Origin of the sequence: Salinicola salarius (genome assembly GCF_002179555.1) — a bacterium.
In the GTDB taxonomy this organism is placed as follows: domain Bacteria; phylum Pseudomonadota; class Gammaproteobacteria; order Pseudomonadales; family Halomonadaceae; genus Salinicola; species Salinicola salarius_A.
This window is the reverse complement of record NZ_NHOU01000012.1, coordinates 15,525-32,159: the sequence shown is the minus strand read 5'-3', so window position 1 is coordinate 32,159 and position 16,635 is coordinate 15,525. Positions and strand designations below refer to the sequence as shown.

The following is a 16,635-nucleotide window of genomic DNA, read 5'->3' as shown; positions in this document are numbered from 1 at the left end:
GCGCTCCTCAATCTCTTGTTGTCGCGTTATCTCGTGTCGCGTTATCTCGTGTCGCGTTATCTCGTGTCGCGTTATCTCTTGCTGTCGCGTTGCCGATGCCGGACCTGGCCTCGCCGTCGCTCGAGGACACGCCGTCGACACCCTGGGCACCAGCGTCTGGCACGTCATCGTCCGAACCGAAAACCGCTTTCGGCAGATCGCCCAGCGCCTGTCTCACCGCAGCGCCATCTTCCAGCGCCAACAGCGAGGGGAGCCGGCTGGCCAGGGCAGCGGCGTCCAGCCGACGCAGTGCGGCCTTGACCGCGGCGATACGGCCGGGTTCGACGGAGAGCTCGTCGACGCCCATCGCCGCGAGCAGGACTCCCGCCAGCGGATCCCCCGCCGCCGCGCCGCAGACAGCGACCGGGCATTGGCCCGCCACCCCTTCGAGACACAGCGTGATGAGCCGCAGCACTCCGGGATGGAGCACATCGTTGCGCAGCGCCAGCGACGCCACTTCGCGATCCATGGCCAGGGCGTACTGGGTCAGGTCGTTGGTGCCGATGGAGAGAAAATCGGCTTCGTGAGCCAGACTGGCCGCACATAGCGCCGCGCTCGGCACCTCGATCATCGCCCCCAGCGCCAGCAGCCGCTCGATGCCCAGCGCCGCCGCCCGTGATACGAGCCGCTCCCGCACCCAGCGCAATTCGCCGACATCGGCCACCATCGGCACCATCAGCCGCAGTGACGGCAGCCCGTCTTCACAAAGCGGCAGACCGCGACCCGCTTCGAGCAGCGCGTCGAGCTGTGTCTCGAAGAGATCGGGATGTGTCTGCCAGAGTCTGACACCCCGCTCACCCAGCGCCGGGTTGGGCGTTGCCGATAGCTGGAGATAGGGAAGCTGCTTGTCGGCGCCGATATCCAGCAACCGTATGACGACTGGTTTGCCATCCATCGCCTCGACGGCGGCGCGGTACTCGGCCTGTTGTTCGGCCAGCGTCGGTGCGGTCTGCCGCTCCAGAAACAGGAATTCGCTGCGCATCAGCCCGACGCCACCGGCGCCCGCCCCGGCAGCCTCCCGCGCCTCCATGGGAGAGGCGATATTCGCCGCGACATGAAGGTGCCGCCCGTCTCGGGTCGATACCGGGTCGAAAGCAGCCGCCCGCTCCGCTGCCGCCTGCCGCCGCTGACCGGCCAGTTCGGCGTCGACCGCCGCCAGGCGGCTTTCATCGGGCGCGAGCTCGAGTACGCCATGATGACCATCGCGACGGACATCCAGGCAGGCCTTGTCGCTGTCCGCCTCCAGCAGCGCCTCGCCCATCGCCACCAGGCATGGCAGGCCTCGCGCTCGCGCCAGGATCGAGACGTGGGAGGTCAGGCCGCCGGCTGCCAGACACAGGCCGGCTATCCGATCCGCCACCTCGACGAACTGCGAGGGCGTGAGCTCTCGCGCCGCCAGAATCGCGCCGTCGATCCCCGAAACGGTTGTCGCCGCCTCGGCCGCGAGAGGCTGCATGACCCGGCGCTGCAGATCACGCAGATCGTCGGCCCGCGCCGCCAGCAAGGGACTGTCGCCGGCCTGCAAGCGTTCAATCTCGCGCTCCAGCGCCAGGAACCAGGCCCGCCCGGCGCTGTGCCCGCTGGCGATTTCCGCCTCGGCCGCTGCGCGCAGATCGGGATCGTCCAGCCAGGCGCGGTGGGCTTCGAAGATTTCCGTCTCGTCTTCTCGGCCCTGCGCCCGGGCGTCTTCCATCGCCTGGGCCAGCGAGGCGTCGGCATCGGCCACGGCCTGCGACAGCGCCTGGCGCTCCCGCTCGGGATCCTCCCCTTTGTCAGGCACATGCGGTAGCGCGACCGCGTAGCGAACCAGCGGCCCCACCACCAGACCAGCGCTTGCGGCCAAACCGGTCAGAACGCCAGCCGGGGACTCGATGGCGGCTGCCGGCGATGCTCGTTGCTGCCGGCCGGGCTGCGTCTGAGGCGGCTCGTTCTGGCCGCCATCATCAGCGGCTTCAGGCGCTTCGAGCAACGCCACCGCCGCCTCGACAGCGGCCTGCGCGCTCGCCCCTCGCGCCATGATCCGCACCCGATCCCCCCGAGCCAGCCCCAGGTTGAGCAGAGCGCTCAGGCTGGCAGCGCTGGCGCCGGTTTCGTCCTCAGGGGGTTCGCCGACGCTGCCATCGCCAGCCCGCGTCAGCGTCAGTTCGACCGCATGCGCCTGGGCGATGGCTCGCAGCCGCGCCGCCGGACGAGCATGCAACCCGCTGGCCGAAGCGATCGTTGCCTCGCCATGCGCGGTTTCCTCGCGTCCGGAGTCGTCGTGACCTGCGCTTGCTGCCTCGACGGCTACCTGCCAGCGGAGAAGCGCTTCGCCCATCTCGACGACCGTTCCCGGCGTGACCAGCGTTTCCAGCTGGATCTCGGCGCCGTTGGTCAGCACGATGGGGCTGACCAGCGCCGTGGCGCGCTGCGCCAGCCGGTCGGCGTCGAACCGGCACAGCGGATCACCGGCCGAGACGTGCTCGCCGGCCGAGACCAGCAGCTCGAACCCCTCGCCACCCAGATCGACGGTATCGAGCCCGATGTGCAGCAGCCATTCGTGGTTGCCATCGTCTCGCAGCGTGATCGCATGGGCGGTCCGGGCGCACTGGATGACCTCGCCGTTGCAGGGGGCGTGCAACGTTTCCCCCAGCGGGTCGATCGCGATACCCGGCCCCATGACGCCTTCGCCAAAGACCGGGTCGGGCACTTCCGACAGCGGGACCACGACCCCGCGCATCGGGGCACTGAGAAACCGTAACGTGGATGACATGAAGACTCCCGACTTGTTGTTGTTTCGATTTCGATCCTGTTTCAATCCGGCACGCGCCGAACGCCCGGTATCGAGTGGCTAGCCGAGACCAGCGAACCGCTGGCGATTCAGAGCGTGCGCGTCACCTTCTGCAGGTGGCGCGGCTGATCCGGGTCGCCACCGCGTGCCACCGCCAGCTTCGCGGCCATCACGTAGAAGCTCTGGATCACCGATAGCGGCTGCAGATCGTCATGACCGGCATCGATCAACGGCAGATGACGCTCGGCGACACTGTCGTCGGCCGCCAGCAGCACCTTAGCGTCGATGCTCTCCAGCCATTTCACCAACTCCAGTAGGCCGGGTTGGTCCGGCCCCGGCGGCGCGAAGACCAGCACCGGATAGCCCGGCCCGATCAGCGCCATCGGCCCATGGCGAACCTCGGCGGCACTGAACGGTTCGGCCTGGATGGCACAGGTCTCCTTGAACTTGAGCGCGGCTTCCTGAGCGATGGCGAGCCCCACGCCGCGACCGATCACCAGCAGCCTGTCGACGTCGACCAGCGCATCTATCGCCGGCTGCCAGTCCTGTCGTGCTGCCGATTCGAGTCTCGACGGCAGCGCTTCCAGCGCCGACAGCAGCGCCTCGTCACCGCCCCAGGCGCCGACCAGATGCGCGCAGGCGGCAAGCGTGGCGAGATAACTCTTGGTTGCCGCGACACTCTTCTCGACTCCCGCATGCAGGGCGATTTCACGCTCGGAAGCGTGCCCCAGCGGGGAGTCGGGCGTGTTGACCAGCGCCAGGCTGCGCGCCCCGCCGGCGGCCAGCGCCTTCTGCGTCGCGACCAGGTCCGGGCTGGCGCCGGACTGCGAAATGGCCACCGCCAATTGCCCCTGGACACGCCATGGCGCATTGGCAACGGTCGTCAGCGAGGGCGGCACCGACGCCACTGGCAGCCCGAGATGCTTCATGCCGAGATAGCCGAAATAGGCAGCAGCATGGTCGGAACTGCCACGCGCCACCGTCAGCGCGCCATGCAGGTCCGCCTCGCGCAGAATCTGGCCGAACTCGGCCAGCGTATCGGCGTTGGCCTGCCATTGGGCTCGCAGGCATTCCGGGGCGCTCTGCGCCTCTTCCAGCATCAGTGACATCAGTGGCTCTCCCGCGGCGCGCCGGCCGCCCGTGTTGTCGTCTGTTCTCGTGACGTCGCCGATGCCTGGTGAGCGAGCTCGCCCCCGACATAGACAGAATCGATCTCGAGTCGAGCATTCATGACCACGACATCGGCACGGCAGCCGATCTCGAGCCGGCCGATGTCGGTCTCGCCGAGGAAATCGGCAGGATACTGAGATAGCCGACGACAGGCGTCGTCCAGATCGAGGCCGATCTGGAGGAGATTGCGCAGCGCCTGATCCATGGTCAGCGTGCTGCCGGCCAACGTGCCATCGGCCAGTCGCACGCCGCCCAGGCACTTGGTGACATGCTGCTCGCCGAGCCGATATTCGCCGTCGGGCATGCCGGCCGCGGCGGTGGAGTCGGTCACGCCATAGAGGTGAGGAATGCAGCGCAAGGCCGTCAGAATCGCCCCGGGATGGACGTGCAGGAGATCGGGAATGATTTCGGCGTAGTCGGCATGCGCCAGCGCCGCGCCGACCATTCCCGGTTTGCGATGATGCAGCCCGGTCATGGCATTGAAGAGATGAGTGAAACCCTGGGCGCCGTGAGCCAGCCCGGCCACGCCCTCTTCATAGCTGCCCAGGGTGTGCCCCATCTGCACCCGCACTCCGCGCTCGCGTAGCAGGCGGATGAGCTCGGCATGGCCGGACAGCTCCGGTGCCAGCGTCAGCAGCCGGATCGGGGCGAGCGCCATCAGGGCTTCGACCTCCTCGATCACGCCGGGGTGGGCATACGGCGGCTGGGCGCCCAGCTTGCCGGGGTTGAGATAAGGCCCTTCGAGGTGCACGCCCAGCAGTCGCGAGGCCTGAACGGGCGACTCGTCGATCAGCCGAGCGATATCCCGTAACGCCTGACGGATATCGGATACCGGCGCGGTCATGGTGGTGACCAGCAGGCTGGTGGTCCCGAAGCGCACATGGGTACGTGCCATGGTGGCGGCGGCATCGCCTCCTTCCATGGCGTCCGCCCCGCCGCCGCCGTGGACATGCAGATCGACGAATCCCGGTAGCAGGCGGGGATGATCATTGGCGTCCGGATCGACCGCCTCCCCCTCGAGGGTGACGATTCGCCCGTCACGCCAGTCGAGCGTGCCGAGCCGCCACCCTGCCGGGGTCAGAATGTTGCCGTAAAGCATGTCCTCTCCTGCTCGAACGCTCTCACTGGGTCATTTCCTTCATTCATTTTCCTGGGCTGCCATCATTGGGTGAGTTCCACCATGAAGTCGTAATAGTCGGTGCGACAATAAGTCACCGTCAGTTCGCCGGGCCGGCCGTCGGCGAGATAGCCGAGCCGGGTCATCATCAGCAGCGCCTGGGATGGCGGCACCTGGGCCAGTTGCGCCAGCTCGGCATCGGCGTTGACCGCCGACACGTGCTGCAGGGCCCGTACGATCGGCGTGCCCAGGTCTTCGAGACGGCGATAGAGCGAATGGGTCACGCTCTCGGGATCCGACAGGACATGGCTCGGCAGACAGCTCTCCTCGACCGCGACGACCACGTCATCCGCCAGTCGCAGCCGCTTGAGCCGCGAGACCTGGTGGTCCGCGCTCAGCCCGAGGCGCAGGCTCTCCTCCGCCGTTGGCGTGCCCAGGCGCCGGCTCAACCAGCGCGAGCTGGGGCGATGACCGCGCTGAACCAGCAGTTCGGTAAAGCTGGTCAATCGTGTCAGCGACTGATTCAGACGCGGGGCGATGAAAGTGCCCGAGCCGTGGGTCCGCTGAATCAGCCCCAGCGCCACCAGGCGATCCAGCGCCTTTCTGGCCGTGATGCGGGAGATGTTGAGCGATTCCGCCAGCACTCGCTCCGAGGGCAATGCCTCGCCAGTCTCCCAGTCGCCCGCTTCGATCGCCTCGACCAGTTGCTGGGCCAGCTGGCGATAGAGCGGGGTCGACTGGGCAGCGTCCAGTTTCAGCCGAGAAAGCGTGGGTTCCATGGCAGGTCGGTTCCGGTGTCGCTGTGGTGGAGCTCGTAGTTAATACCACTTCAATACCACCAACATAACCAGTCGAATACCAATCTGCCAGTTCGGCTACTGCCGACATTGGTCGAATGCCACCGCCTGCCACACCCTGCCATACGACGGCCCGCCACGAGCAGCCGTCGACCACCGCATGATTGGCGTGCCCCACGCGGAATCCGTATAGTGTCGCTCTCGTCCACCGACCGATCCGAACCGATGCTGCAGAACAACTCTCTTCTGGCCCAGCTGAAGCAAGATATTCGCGCCAACACGCCGCGCGTTCAGGGCACCATCAAGGCGACAGACAAAGGCTTCGGTTTCCTCGAAGCCGAAGACGGCACCTCCTATTTCATTCCACCACCCGCCATGAAGCAGGTTCTCCACGGCGACCGCATCGAAGCGATCGTCAAGGAGAACGGCGACAAGAAGCAGGCCGACCCCGAGACGCTGCTCGAGGCGTCGCTGGATCGCTTCGTCGCACGGGTGCAGAAGCGCGACGGCCGCCTGGCCGTGGTGCCGGACCACCCCTCGATCAATCTGTCGCTCAAGGCCCGTCTCAAGCGTTCGCTGGAAGAGTCCGACATCGCCGATGGCGACTGGGTCGTGGCGCGCCTGATTCGTCATCCGTTGCGCCCGGACGATCGCGCCTTCTTCACCCAGATCGACGAGGTGGTGGTCAAGAGCGAAGATCCGGCCGTGCCGTGGCGCGTCACTCTGGCACGCCATGCCCTGGAGCAGGAGTGCCCGCCGGCGGCCGATGCCTGGCCGCTGAAAGACGAAGGGTTGACGCGCGAAGACCTCACCGCCGAGCCGTTCTTCACCATCGATGGCGAGAAGACGCGCGACATGGACGATGCGCTGCGTATCGAAACCACCGATGACGGCTGGGCGCTGACTGTGGCGATCGCCGACCCGACGGCCTACGTGGACGAGTCTCACGCCGCGGACAAGGAAGCACGCACGCGCGCCTTCACGGTCTACCTGCCGGGTCAGAACATCACCATGCTGCCGGAAGCGCTGGCCGATGACCTGTGCTCGCTGAAGCCGGACGTAGAGCGGCCGGTACTGGCCTGCCGGCTACAGGTCGGTCGCGATGGCACCCTGGGCGAGTACCGCTTCTTCGCCGCGACGATCCGCTCCCAGGCTCGCCTGGTCTACGACAACGTCTCCGACTGGCTGGAAGACAAGGCAGGCACCGAGGCGCCGGCAGCAGCGATCGCCGAGCAGCTCAAGGCACTGGCCGAGCTCTCTCGCGCTCGTGCCGCCTGGCGCGAAGCCAACACGCTGGTGTTCAAGGATCGTCCCGACTACGTGTTCGACCTCGACGATGCCGGCAACGTGCTGGGCATCCGCGTCGAGGAGCGCCGCATTGCCCAGCGCATGATCGAGGAGGCGATGATCGTCGCCAATGCCTGCTGCGCCGATCTGCTGGCCAAGGAAGTGGGACACGGCATCTTCAACGTGCACCACGCTTTCGAACCGGAAAAGATCGATCAGGCGCTGGAGTTCCTGACCGCCCAGGAGATCCCGGTAGAGCGCGAGCAGCTCGCCGAGCTCCCCCGCTATCGCGAGTTGCGCCGGGCGCTGGACCTGCGAGAAGACGCCTGGCTGGACGCGCGCCTGCGGCGCTTCCAGGGCTACACCAACATGTCGGCACGACCGGGACCGCATTTTGGCCTGGGGCTTTCCGCCTACGCGACCTGGACATCGCCGATCCGCAAGTACGGCGATATGGTCAATCACCGCTTGATCAAGCGGGTACTGAAGGCCGAGGCAGCCCCGGCGGAAGCCAGCCAGCAGTTGACCGAACAATTGACCGAGCGCCGTCGACTGAACCGAATGGCCGAACGCGACGTCAAAGACTGGCTTTACGTGCGCTATCTGGCTACCGCCATCGAGCAAGGCGATGTATTCGATGCCGATATCATCGACATCCGCCGAGGCGGCATGCGGGTTCGCCTGACCGCCAACGGTGCCACCGCCTTCGTGCCGGCACCGTTGATTCACAGCGACCGCAATCAGGTCGTGATCGACGACAAGGAAGGCCGCATCCAGGTCGCTGGCGAGCCTCGCTATGCGCTCGGCGGTACCCTGCGCGTCAAGCTGGTCGAAGCGCGTGAAGCAACACGCTCGCTGGTGGCCACTCCCACCGAATGAGCGTGGTAACGGCCTGGCAGCGCTGGATATTATGGCGCTGCCAAGCTACCACTATGGTGTGAACGCCCTGTGGCAGTAACCCGATATACTGCAATGTAGTCATCGCCATTCTCCGGAATGTGCTTTATCGACAGGAACGTTCTGACAGGGAAAGCCTTTTAGAGGAGCGGCTCGTTGCACATTGCCGACGTTACGATGTTCTATGCCCCCGCCAGTGGCGGGGTTCGTACTTACCTCGATGCCAAGCATCGGCGCCTTGCCAAGCGACCGGGCATTACCTGCAGTCTACTGATACCCGGATCCCAGCTCTTTACTCACAACGGCATTCATGAAGTTCCGTCACCGCCGTTGCCGTTCAGCCAGGGTTATCGATTTCCGCTTCGCCGTCGCGGCTGGGAGCGTGAGCTCGTTCGTCTGTCACCGGATATCATCGAAGCCGGCGATCCCTACGTGACCGGCTGGGCCGCGGTGCGGGCCGGACGCAAGCTCGATATCCCCGTCGTCGGTTTCTATCATTCCGACCTGCCGCGGTTGATCAGCAATCGCATGGGCAGCGGTATCGACAAGCTGGTGGAGCGCTATGTCTACCAGCTCTACCGGCGGTTCGACCAGGTACTCGCGCCAAGCCGCGTGATGGCGGAGCGACTGACCCGTCTCGGCATCGAACAGGTCGCCATTCAGCCGCTGGGCGTCGACCTGGAGACATTCCATCCCAGTCGCCGGAACCCGGCGCTGCGTCAGCAGCTCGATCTCGACGACGATACGAAACTGCTGATCTTCGTTGGTCGCGGCTCTCGCGAGAAGAACCTTCACGACCTGCTGGAAACCGCGCGCCTGCTCGGCAAGGGCTATCACTTGCTGCTGGTCGGCCCGAGCATGCCTAGCCGCGTCCCCGACAATGTCAGCGTGATCGACCGCTACACGCCGACCGAAGAGGTCGCGAGCTGGCTGGCATCGAGCGATGCGCTGGTCCATGCCGGTACCCAGGAAACGTTCGGCCTGGTCGCGCTGGAAGCGATGGCGAGCGGCATTCCCGTGGTCGCCGCACGCGCGGGGGCGCTGGCCGAAAACGTGCCGCTGGGCTGTGGATTATTGAGCGAGCCGCATATACCGGCCGACATGGCCCGCGCCGTGAAGGAACTGTTTTCCAATCACGATGCCGCGCAAGCCGGTCGTCGCGCCCGGCGATACGTGGAGCGTAATCACGACTGGGACATCGTCATCGACGGCCTGCTTTCCCACTACCGCCGGCTGACCAGTGCCACCGAAGGCGCAGGAGAGGCCCAGCAGGGTTCCCAGCATGGATGATCGTCATTTTTCGCTGGTGCTCCACGACATCGCCCCCGAAACCTGGCCGGACTATTGTGGATTCGTCGAGGCGATCGATCGTCTCGGTGAACGCCTGGGCCGGCGTATTCCCATCACCTGGCTCGTCGTGCCCAACTTCCACGGTCGTGGCGAATGTCGCGACAGCGACACCCTGCGCCGTGTGCTCGACACCCGTCTGGCGCTGGGCGACGAGCTGACACTGCATGGCTACTATCATCGGGACGATGCCCCGGCGCCGCGCTCGCTGCGCGATTTCTATATGCGCCGGATCTACACCTGGGAAGGTGAGTTCTACACCCTGGACCGCGCTCGCGCTGGCGCTCTGCTCGACGAAGGCATGGCGCAATTCGAGGCCTGCGGCTGGCCTCACGGCGGCTTCGTGGCCCCGGCCTGGCTGATGAGCCAGGGCACCCGCGAGGCGCTGCAGGAACGGCCATTCACCTACACCAGCGACCCGCAACGACTCTATCGCCTGCCAGCCTTTTCCGCGCTGGAAGCGCCTAGCATCGTATGGAGCGCGCGCAGTGCGTGGCGGCGCGGCATGTCGAGAGTGGTCAGCGCCATTCAGTATCGCCGCTTTCAGCACGCCCAACTGTTACGCCTGGCGCTGCATCCGGTGGACATGCGCCATCGCCCTTCGTACGACTACTGGCTGCATTTCGTCGAACACCTGCTCCGACAGGGACGACAGCCGGTGACCAAGCAGGACTGGCTGGCCCATGAAGCTCCTGACCTCGCCCCCGGCAATCTCGCCAATCGGGCGAACAAGGATCGCCCCGCGGCATGAAGCGTATCCTGTGGCTACTGGCGCTGGGTCTGGTGGCGGCGCTGGCGATACCGATCCTGATCGGTGGGCGCGGCATCGTCACCGAACTGCGGGGCTTTCCTACCTCGCAACTGCTGATGATGCTGGGCATGATCTTCGTCTGCTGGAATCTCAACGCCCTACGTCTGAGGTTGTTGCTGGCGGGTCGCGCCGGGAAGCTGTCCCAGACCCGCGCCTTTTCGATCGTCATGGCCACCGAGTTTGCGATCTGCGCCACACCGGGTGGTACCGGAGGGCCACTGACTCTGCTCGGCCTGCTGGCCCGACGAGGCATTCGGCCGGCCCAGGCCTCCGCCATTTTCGCCGTCGATCAACTGACCGACCTGCTGTTCTTCCTGTCCGGCCTGGTAGGTGTCGCCATTTATGTACTGATCGAGGCGGTCGATCTCAAGCTCGGCTGGCTGGTGGGGCTGCCCACCTTGCTACTGGTCTCGGCATTGGTGCTGCTGTGGCTCACGCTCAACAACTACGCCCGCGTCATGCACGTCACCGGTCGCTGGCTGGCCAGGCTCAACGTCAAGCGGCGCTCACGCTTCGGCTTCGCCCGCCGGTTGCTGCACTTTCGCAACTCCCTGATGGAAACCCTGCGTCTGCCGCGCTGGCTGCTGCTGGGCGTCTTCCTGCTCTGCTGCGCGCACTGGCTGATCCGTTACAGCATTCTCTATCTGGTCGTTCAGGGGCTGGGGCAGCATATCGACTGGGCGTGGACTTTCCTGGTCCAGATGGTATCGATGGCCGCAGGTCAGCTGAGCTTCCTGCCGGGTGGCGCGGGCGGCGCCGAGCTGACATCGTCCGCGCTGCTGACGCCACTGATCGGCGCGCAGAGTGCCGCTGCTGCCGTACTGATCTGGCGTTTCGTCACCTACTATTTCTATCTGCTGGCCGGATTTCCGATATTCATCGCCACCGCCGGCAAGGCGTTCCTGCGGATGATGAACAAGCGCAAAGCCTCCGATAAGCGCTGATACCGATATATCAAGCGCTGATACCGATACATCAAGCGCTGATACCGACACATCGCATAACGCAGTTCACGGAGCACGCAAATGCAATCGCCCCGTCAGGCAGGCCTGACGGGGCGATGACAGAGACGTATTGTCTCGAGCGGTCAGCTCACGGCTTACCAGCCAGTAGCCGCCTTCAGTGCATCACCGATTTCGGCGAGCGAACGTACGGTCTTGACGCCAGCGTCTTCCAGCGCAGCGAACTTTTCGTCCGCAGTGCCTTTACCACCGGAGATGATCGCACCGGCGTGACCCATGCGCTTGCCCGGAGGCGCGGTAACGCCCGCAATGTAGGAAACTACCGGCTTGGAGACGTTGGCCTTGATGTAGGCCGCGGCTTCTTCTTCGGCGGTGCCGCCGATCTCGCCGATCATGACGATCGCTTCGGTCTGCGGATCCTTCTCGAACATCTCGAGGATGTCGATGAAGTTGGAGCCCGGGATCGGGTCGCCGCCGATGCCCACGCAGGTGGACTGACCGAAGCCGTGGTCAGTGGTCTGCTTGACCGCTTCATAGGTCAGGGTACCGGAGCGCGACACGATACCGACGCGGCCCGGCTTGTGGATGTGACCCGGCATGATGCCGATCTTGGTCTCGCCCGGCGTGATCACGCCCGGGCAGTTCGGGCCGATCAGGCGAACGCCCAGCTCGTCGCACTTGACCTTGACGTCCAGCATGTCGAGCGTCGGGATGCCTTCGGTGATGCAGACGATCAGCTTGATGCCGGCATTCGCGGCTTCGAGGATCGAATCCTTGCAGAACGGGGCCGGCACGTAGATGACGGAGGCTTCCGCACCGGTCTTCTCGACCGCTTCCTTGACGGTGTTGAACACCGGCAGGCCCAGATGCTCCTGGCCGCCCTTGCCCGGCGTGACGCCACCCACCATGTTGGTGCCGTAGGCGATCGCCTGCTCGGAGTGGAAGGTCCCCTGGCCGCCAGTGAAGCCCTGGCAGATGACCTTGGTGTTCTTGTCGATCAAGATACTCATTACTTGCCCTCCGCCGCTTTGACGACCTGCTGAGCCGCGTCAGTCAGGCTGGTAGCAGCGATGATGTTGAGTCCGCTGGACGCCAGTTTCTCGGCACCCAGCTCGGCGTTGTTACCTTCCAGACGCACCACGACCGGCACGTTGACGCCAACCTGCTCGACGGCACCGATGATACCTTCCGCGATCATGTCGCAACGCACGATACCGCCGAAGATGTTGACCAGCACGGCCTTGACGTTGGTATCGGAGAGGATGATCTTGAACGCTTCCGCCACACGCTCCTTGGTCGCGCCGCCGCCAACGTCGAGGAAGTTGGCCGGGCTGCCGCCGTTGAGGTTGACGATATCCATGGTGCCCATGGCCAGGCCAGCGCCGTTGACCATGCAGCCGATGTTACCGTCGAGCGCAACGTAGTTGAGCTCCCACTCCTGGGCATGCGCTTCGCGCTCGTCTTCCTGCGACGGATCACGCATCGCCTGCAGGTCGGGGTGACGATACAGGGCGTTGGCGTCGAGGTTGATCTTGGCGTCGAGGCAGTGGAGGTTGCCTTCGTCGGTGATCACCAGCGGGTTGATCTCCAGCAGCGCCAGATCCTTGTCGTGGAACAGCTTGGAGAGACCCAGGAAGATCTTGGTGAACTGCTTGATCTGGTCCTTGTTCAGGCCCAGCTGGAAAGCCAGTTCACGCGCCTGATACGGCTGTGCGCCGACCAGCGGATCGATTTCGGCCTTGAGGATCTTCTCGGGGGTTTCCTCGGCGACTTTCTCGATCTCGACACCGCCTTCGGTGGAGGCCATGAAGACGACACGACGCGTGGCGCGATCGACGACGGCGCCCAGATACAGCTCGCTGGCGATATCGGTGCAGTTCTCGACCAGGATCTTGGCAACCGGCTGACCTTTCTCGTCGGTCTGATAGGTCACCAGATTCTTGCCCAGCCACTGCTCGGCGAACGCCTTGGCGGCTTCCGGGCTATCGACCAGCTTGACGCCACCAGCCTTGCCGCGGCCGCCCGCGTGAACCTGTGCCTTGACGACCCACTTGTCGCCACCGATTTTCTTGCAGGCCTGTGCGGCTTCATCCGGCGTGTCGACGGCGAAACCCTTGGACACTGGAAGACCGTAATCGGCAAACAGCTGTTTGCCCTGATACTCGTGAAGGTTCATCGATTCATGCCATTAGGTTGCATGTGACTCGAATGGCAACGAGCCGAGACATCGGCTCGTTGCCCCCGTGCCATTCCGACAGGGAATGGCACCTAGTGCAGGAAACGCGAAAGGAAAGACTTACTTGCGCTTCTTGCGGTTGGCCATGTGAATGGCGTGTCCATCGACGGCCAGCGCCGCCTCGTGCACGGCTTCCGACAGGGTCGGGTGCGCGAAGCAGGTCAGCGCCAGATCTTCGGCACTGGAGCCGAATTCCATGGCGATCACGCCCTGGGCGATCAACTCGCCGGCGTGCTGACCCAGAATATGGACACCGAGCACGCGGTCGGTTTCGGCATCGGCGATTACCTTGACCATGCCTTCCGGCGCGTTGTTGGCGAGCGCGCGACCACTGGCCGAGAACGGGAAGGCACCGGTCTTGACCTCGATACCCTGCTCCTTGGCCTGCTGCTCGTTGATACCCACCCATGCCACTTCCGGGGCAGTGTAGATGACGCTGGGGATGGCATCGTAATTCATCTCCGGCTTCTGCCCGGCGATGATGTCCGCCACCATGACGCCCTCTTCGGACGCCTTGTGGGCCAGCATCGGACCACGGACCACGTCACCGATGGCGTAGACGCCGGAGACGTTGGTACGGCACTGGTCATCGACGAAGATGAAGCCACGCTCGTCGAGCTTGATACCGGCAGCGTCATCGAGCAGATTTTCGGTGTAAGGCTTGCGCCCGACACAGACGATCAGCTTGTCGAAGGTCTGCTCCTGCTCGCCTTCGCTGTCGGTGTACTTGACCACGACTTCGCGGGACTTGCCCTTGCCCTTGATCTCGGAGCCGGTCACCCGCGCGCCCATCTTGATGTCCAGACCCTGCTTCTTGAACAGCTTCTGGGCATCCTTGGCGATCGCCTGATCGACCATCGGCAGGAACGTATCCAGCGCTTCGAGCACGGTGACTTCACTACCCAGGCGATTCCACACGCTGCCCAGTTCGAGGCCGATGACACCGGCGCCGATGACACCCAGACGCTTGGGTGCTTCGGTGAACTCCAGCGCACCGGCTGAGTCGACGATGACATCGTCGGTCATCGGTGCCGGCGGAATGTTCACCGGCACCGAACCGGAGGCGATGATGACATTCTCGGCCTCGTAGGTTTCGGTCTTGCCGTCGTGGCCGGTCACTTCGACCTTCTTCCCGTCGAGCAGCTTGCCGGTGCCTTCCAGCGCGGTGACGCCGTTCGATTTGAACAGCATGCTGATACCGCCGGTATTCTTGGCGATGACGCTGTTCTTGAACTCCAGCATCTTCTTCACGTCGGTGGAAATGTCACCGACGTTGATGCCGATCTCGGCGTAATGGTCGCGAGTCTCGACGAACTTGTGCGAGGTCTCCAGCAACGCCTTGGAGGGGATACAACCCACGTTCAAACAGGTACCACCGTGGACCGTCTTGCCTTCCTTGTTGACCCACTTCTCGACGCAGGCCGTCTTGAGACCCAGCTGAGCGGCGTGGATCGCGGCGACGTAGCCTCCAGGGCCCGCGCCAATGACGATCACATCGAATTTATCGGCCATGAGATATTTCCTGTTCGCTTCGTTTGCCATTCGCCGGGCGAACCCGGCGAATCGAAAGTCCGGTGTTTAGAGATCGAATACGCTCAGATGTCCAGCAGCAGGCGCGCCGGATCTTCCAGCAGCGACTTGATCGCCACCAGGAACTGGACCGCATCCTTGCCATCGATCATGCGGTGATCGTAGGAAACGGCGAGGTACATCATCGGGCGAATCTCGACCTTGCCATTCACCGCCATCGGACGCTCCTGGATCTTGTGCATACCCAGGATCGCGGTCTGCGGCGGATTCAGGATCGGGGTGGACATCAGCGAGCCGAAGATACCGCCGTTGGTGATGGTGAAGGTACCGCCCTGCATGTCCTCGATGCCGAGCTTGCCTTCACGACCCCGCTTGCCGAAGTCGCCGATCGCCTTCTCGACGTCGGCCAGCTTCATGCTGTCGGTATCACGCAGCACCGGCACGACCAGGCCACGCGGCGTGGAAACGGCGACGCCGATATCCTGATAACCGTGGTAGACGATGTCGGTACCGTCGATGGAGGCGTTGACGTCCGGGAAGCGCTTGAGCGCTTCGGTCGCCGCCTTGACGAAGAAGCCCATGAAACCGAGCTTGACGTCGTGCGCCTTGAGGAAGGTGTCCTTGTACTGGCTGCGCAGCGCCATGACCGCACTCATGTCCACCTCGTTGTAGGTGGTCAGCATGGCGGCGGTCTGCTGAGCCTGCACCAGGCGCTTGGCGATGGTCTGACGCAGGCGGCTCATCGGTACGCGCTGTTCGGGACGCTCGCCCTCGACCGCCGGAGCGGCAGCGGCCTTGGGTGCTGCAGCGGCCGGCTTGGCGGATTTCTTCGCCGAACCGTCCTTGATCGCCTTCTGGACGTCTTCCTTCAGAACGCGACCGCCTTTGCCGGTGCCCTCGATCCTGCTCACGTCGAGATCGTTTTCCGCGGCGAGTTTGCGTGCCGCCGGTGCCAGAATCTTGTCGCCAACCTTGGTATCTTCTTCACCATCGGCAGCGGACGCCTGATCCTGGTCGCCAGCGGATTCGGCGGAAGCGCCGCTGTCGCCACCAGAGCCTTCGCCGCCTGCGCCTTCGGAGAAGGTCGCCAGCAGAGCCTCGGACTCGACGACTTCGCCTTCCTGAACCTTGATTTCGGAAAGCGCGCCGTCAGCCGGAGCGACCACTTCCAGCACGACCTTGTCGGTCTCGATTTCGGCCAGCACTTCGTCACGCTTGACCGCTTCGCCGACCTTCTTGTTCCAGCTGGCGACGGTGCCTTCCTGTACGGATTCCGGGAAGCTCGGCGCTTTGACCTCAAAGCTCTTGCCGGCGGCAGCGGGCTTGGCAGCCGCTTTCTCTTCACCGCCCGACTTCTGCTCACCGCCTGATTTTTCTTCGCTCTTGGCCTCGCTCTTGCTACCTTCGGAGGCAGCACCGAGGACGCCCAGCACCTGCTCGGACTCGCAGGTATCGCCTTCTTCGATCTTGATCTCGGAGAGCGTGCCGGCCTCGGGCGCCACCACTTCGAGGACGACCTTGTCGGTTTCGATCTCGACGATCAACTCATCGCGCTCGACGCTATCGCCCACTTTCTTGTGCCATGTGGCGACCGTTCCCTCGGCAACGGATTCGGGAAAACTCGGCGCTTTGATATCAGTAGCCATGTCGTATCCTTAGTCTCTTTTCTCTC

The 16,635-nt window shown here is 64.4% G+C and carries 12 protein-coding genes; 4 read left to right on the top strand and 8 right to left on the bottom strand.

Annotated features, from left to right (window positions below):
* Nucleotides 1-7 precede the first annotated feature (7 nt).
* The 4 genes from ptsP to CCD76_RS10840 all read right to left on the bottom strand — a co-directional run bounded on the left by ptsP (nt 8) and on the right by CCD76_RS10840 (nt 5,875).
* On the bottom strand, nt 8-2,791 hold the full coding sequence (gene ptsP, locus CCD76_RS10855) for a phosphoenolpyruvate--protein phosphotransferase (protein WP_087719543.1): 2,784 nt from the start codon (nt 2,789-2,791) through the stop codon (nt 8-10).
* A 107-nt stretch (nt 2,792-2,898) separates the two neighbouring features.
* On the bottom strand, nt 2,899-3,918 hold the full coding sequence (locus tag CCD76_RS10850) for an SIS domain-containing protein (protein WP_087719542.1): 1,020 nt from the start codon (nt 3,916-3,918) through the stop codon (nt 2,899-2,901).
* Complete coding sequence (gene nagA / locus CCD76_RS10845; RefSeq protein ID WP_087719541.1) at nt 3,918-5,078, bottom strand: N-acetylglucosamine-6-phosphate deacetylase; 1,161 nt, start codon at nt 5,076-5,078, stop codon at nt 3,918-3,920. The genes CCD76_RS10850 and nagA overlap by 1 nt, the downstream gene beginning before the upstream one ends.
* Before the next feature lie 62 nt (nt 5,079-5,140).
* On the bottom strand, nt 5,141-5,875 hold the full coding sequence (locus tag CCD76_RS10840) for a GntR family transcriptional regulator (RefSeq protein ID WP_087719540.1): 735 nt from the start codon (nt 5,873-5,875) through the stop codon (nt 5,141-5,143).
* Nucleotides 5,876-6,118: 243 nt separating this feature from the next.
* Between CCD76_RS10840 and CCD76_RS10835 the strand changes: the two genes are divergently transcribed.
* From CCD76_RS10835 to CCD76_RS10820, 4 genes are all read left to right on the top strand, one after another.
* Nucleotides 6,119-8,059 carry an exoribonuclease II gene (locus CCD76_RS10835; protein ID WP_087719539.1) on the top strand — a complete coding sequence of 647 codons (1,941 nt, stop codon included), beginning with the start codon at nt 6,119-6,121 and terminating at the stop codon, nt 8,057-8,059.
* 174 nt (nt 8,060-8,233) lie between these two features.
* Nucleotides 8,234-9,367 carry a glycosyltransferase family 4 protein gene (locus tag CCD76_RS10830; protein ID WP_087719538.1) on the top strand — a complete coding sequence of 378 codons (1,134 nt, stop codon included), beginning with the start codon at nt 8,234-8,236 and terminating at the stop codon, nt 9,365-9,367.
* Nucleotides 9,360-10,175: a DUF2334 domain-containing protein gene (locus tag CCD76_RS10825; protein WP_087719537.1), complete on the top strand. Its 816-nt coding sequence runs from the start codon at nt 9,360-9,362 to the stop codon at nt 10,173-10,175. The genes CCD76_RS10830 and CCD76_RS10825 overlap by 8 nt, the downstream gene beginning before the upstream one ends.
* Entirely contained in the window at nt 10,172-11,179 is a 1,008-nt protein-coding gene (locus CCD76_RS10820) for a lysylphosphatidylglycerol synthase transmembrane domain-containing protein (RefSeq protein ID WP_087719536.1), read from the top strand. The genes CCD76_RS10825 and CCD76_RS10820 overlap by 4 nt, the downstream gene beginning before the upstream one ends.
* 155 nt (nt 11,180-11,334) lie before the next feature.
* Here CCD76_RS10820 and sucD read toward each other — a convergent pair whose 3' ends face one another.
* The 4 genes from sucD to odhB form a co-directional block, all read right to left on the bottom strand.
* The gene (gene sucD, locus CCD76_RS10815; protein WP_087719535.1) at nt 11,335-12,207 is read right to left on the bottom strand and encodes a succinate--CoA ligase subunit alpha; all 873 of its coding nucleotides are present in this window, start codon (nt 12,205-12,207) and stop codon (nt 11,335-11,337) included.
* Complete coding sequence (sucC, locus tag CCD76_RS10810; RefSeq protein ID WP_071233214.1) at nt 12,207-13,373, bottom strand: ADP-forming succinate--CoA ligase subunit beta; 1,167 nt, start codon at nt 13,371-13,373, stop codon at nt 12,207-12,209. The genes sucD and sucC overlap by 1 nt, the downstream gene beginning before the upstream one ends.
* Before the next feature lie 120 nt (nt 13,374-13,493).
* Nucleotides 13,494-14,945 carry a dihydrolipoyl dehydrogenase gene (gene lpdA, locus CCD76_RS10805; protein ID WP_087719534.1) on the bottom strand — a complete coding sequence of 484 codons (1,452 nt, stop codon included), beginning with the start codon at nt 14,943-14,945 and terminating at the stop codon, nt 13,494-13,496.
* An 83-nt stretch (nt 14,946-15,028) separates the two neighbouring features.
* Nucleotides 15,029-16,609 carry a 2-oxoglutarate dehydrogenase complex dihydrolipoyllysine-residue succinyltransferase gene (gene odhB, locus CCD76_RS10800; RefSeq protein ID WP_087719533.1) on the bottom strand — a complete coding sequence of 527 codons (1,581 nt, stop codon included), beginning with the start codon at nt 16,607-16,609 and terminating at the stop codon, nt 15,029-15,031.
* Nucleotides 16,610-16,635: the final 26 nt, after the last annotated feature.

Excerpts from the sequence above, each read along its gene's own strand:
- ptsP (WP_087719543.1), bottom strand. The coding sequence starts at position 2,791 with ATGTCATCCACGTTACGGTTTCTCAGTGCCCCGATGCGCGGGGTCGTG.
- CCD76_RS10820 (WP_087719536.1), top strand. The coding sequence starts at position 10,172 with ATGAAGCGTATCCTGTGGCTACTGGCGCTGGGTCTGGTGGCGGCGCTG.
- CCD76_RS10850 (WP_087719542.1), bottom strand. The coding sequence starts at position 3,918 with ATGTCACTGATGCTGGAAGAGGCGCAGAGCGCCCCGGAATGCCTGCGA.
- odhB (WP_087719533.1), bottom strand. The coding sequence starts at position 16,609 with ATGGCTACTGATATCAAAGCGCCGAGTTTTCCCGAATCCGTTGCCGAG.
- sucD (WP_087719535.1), bottom strand. The coding sequence starts at position 12,207 with ATGAGTATCTTGATCGACAAGAACACCAAGGTCATCTGCCAGGGCTTC.
- lpdA (WP_087719534.1), bottom strand. The coding sequence starts at position 14,945 with ATGGCCGATAAATTCGATGTGATCGTCATTGGCGCGGGCCCTGGAGGC.
- CCD76_RS10835 (WP_087719539.1), top strand. The coding sequence starts at position 6,119 with ATGCTGCAGAACAACTCTCTTCTGGCCCAGCTGAAGCAAGATATTCGC.
- nagA (WP_087719541.1), bottom strand. The coding sequence starts at position 5,078 with ATGCTTTACGGCAACATTCTGACCCCGGCAGGGTGGCGGCTCGGCACG.
- CCD76_RS10825 (WP_087719537.1), top strand. The coding sequence starts at position 9,360 with ATGGATGATCGTCATTTTTCGCTGGTGCTCCACGACATCGCCCCCGAA.
- sucC (WP_071233214.1), bottom strand. The coding sequence starts at position 13,373 with ATGAACCTTCACGAGTATCAGGGCAAACAGCTGTTTGCCGATTACGGT.
- CCD76_RS10840 (WP_087719540.1), bottom strand. The coding sequence starts at position 5,875 with ATGGAACCCACGCTTTCTCGGCTGAAACTGGACGCTGCCCAGTCGACC.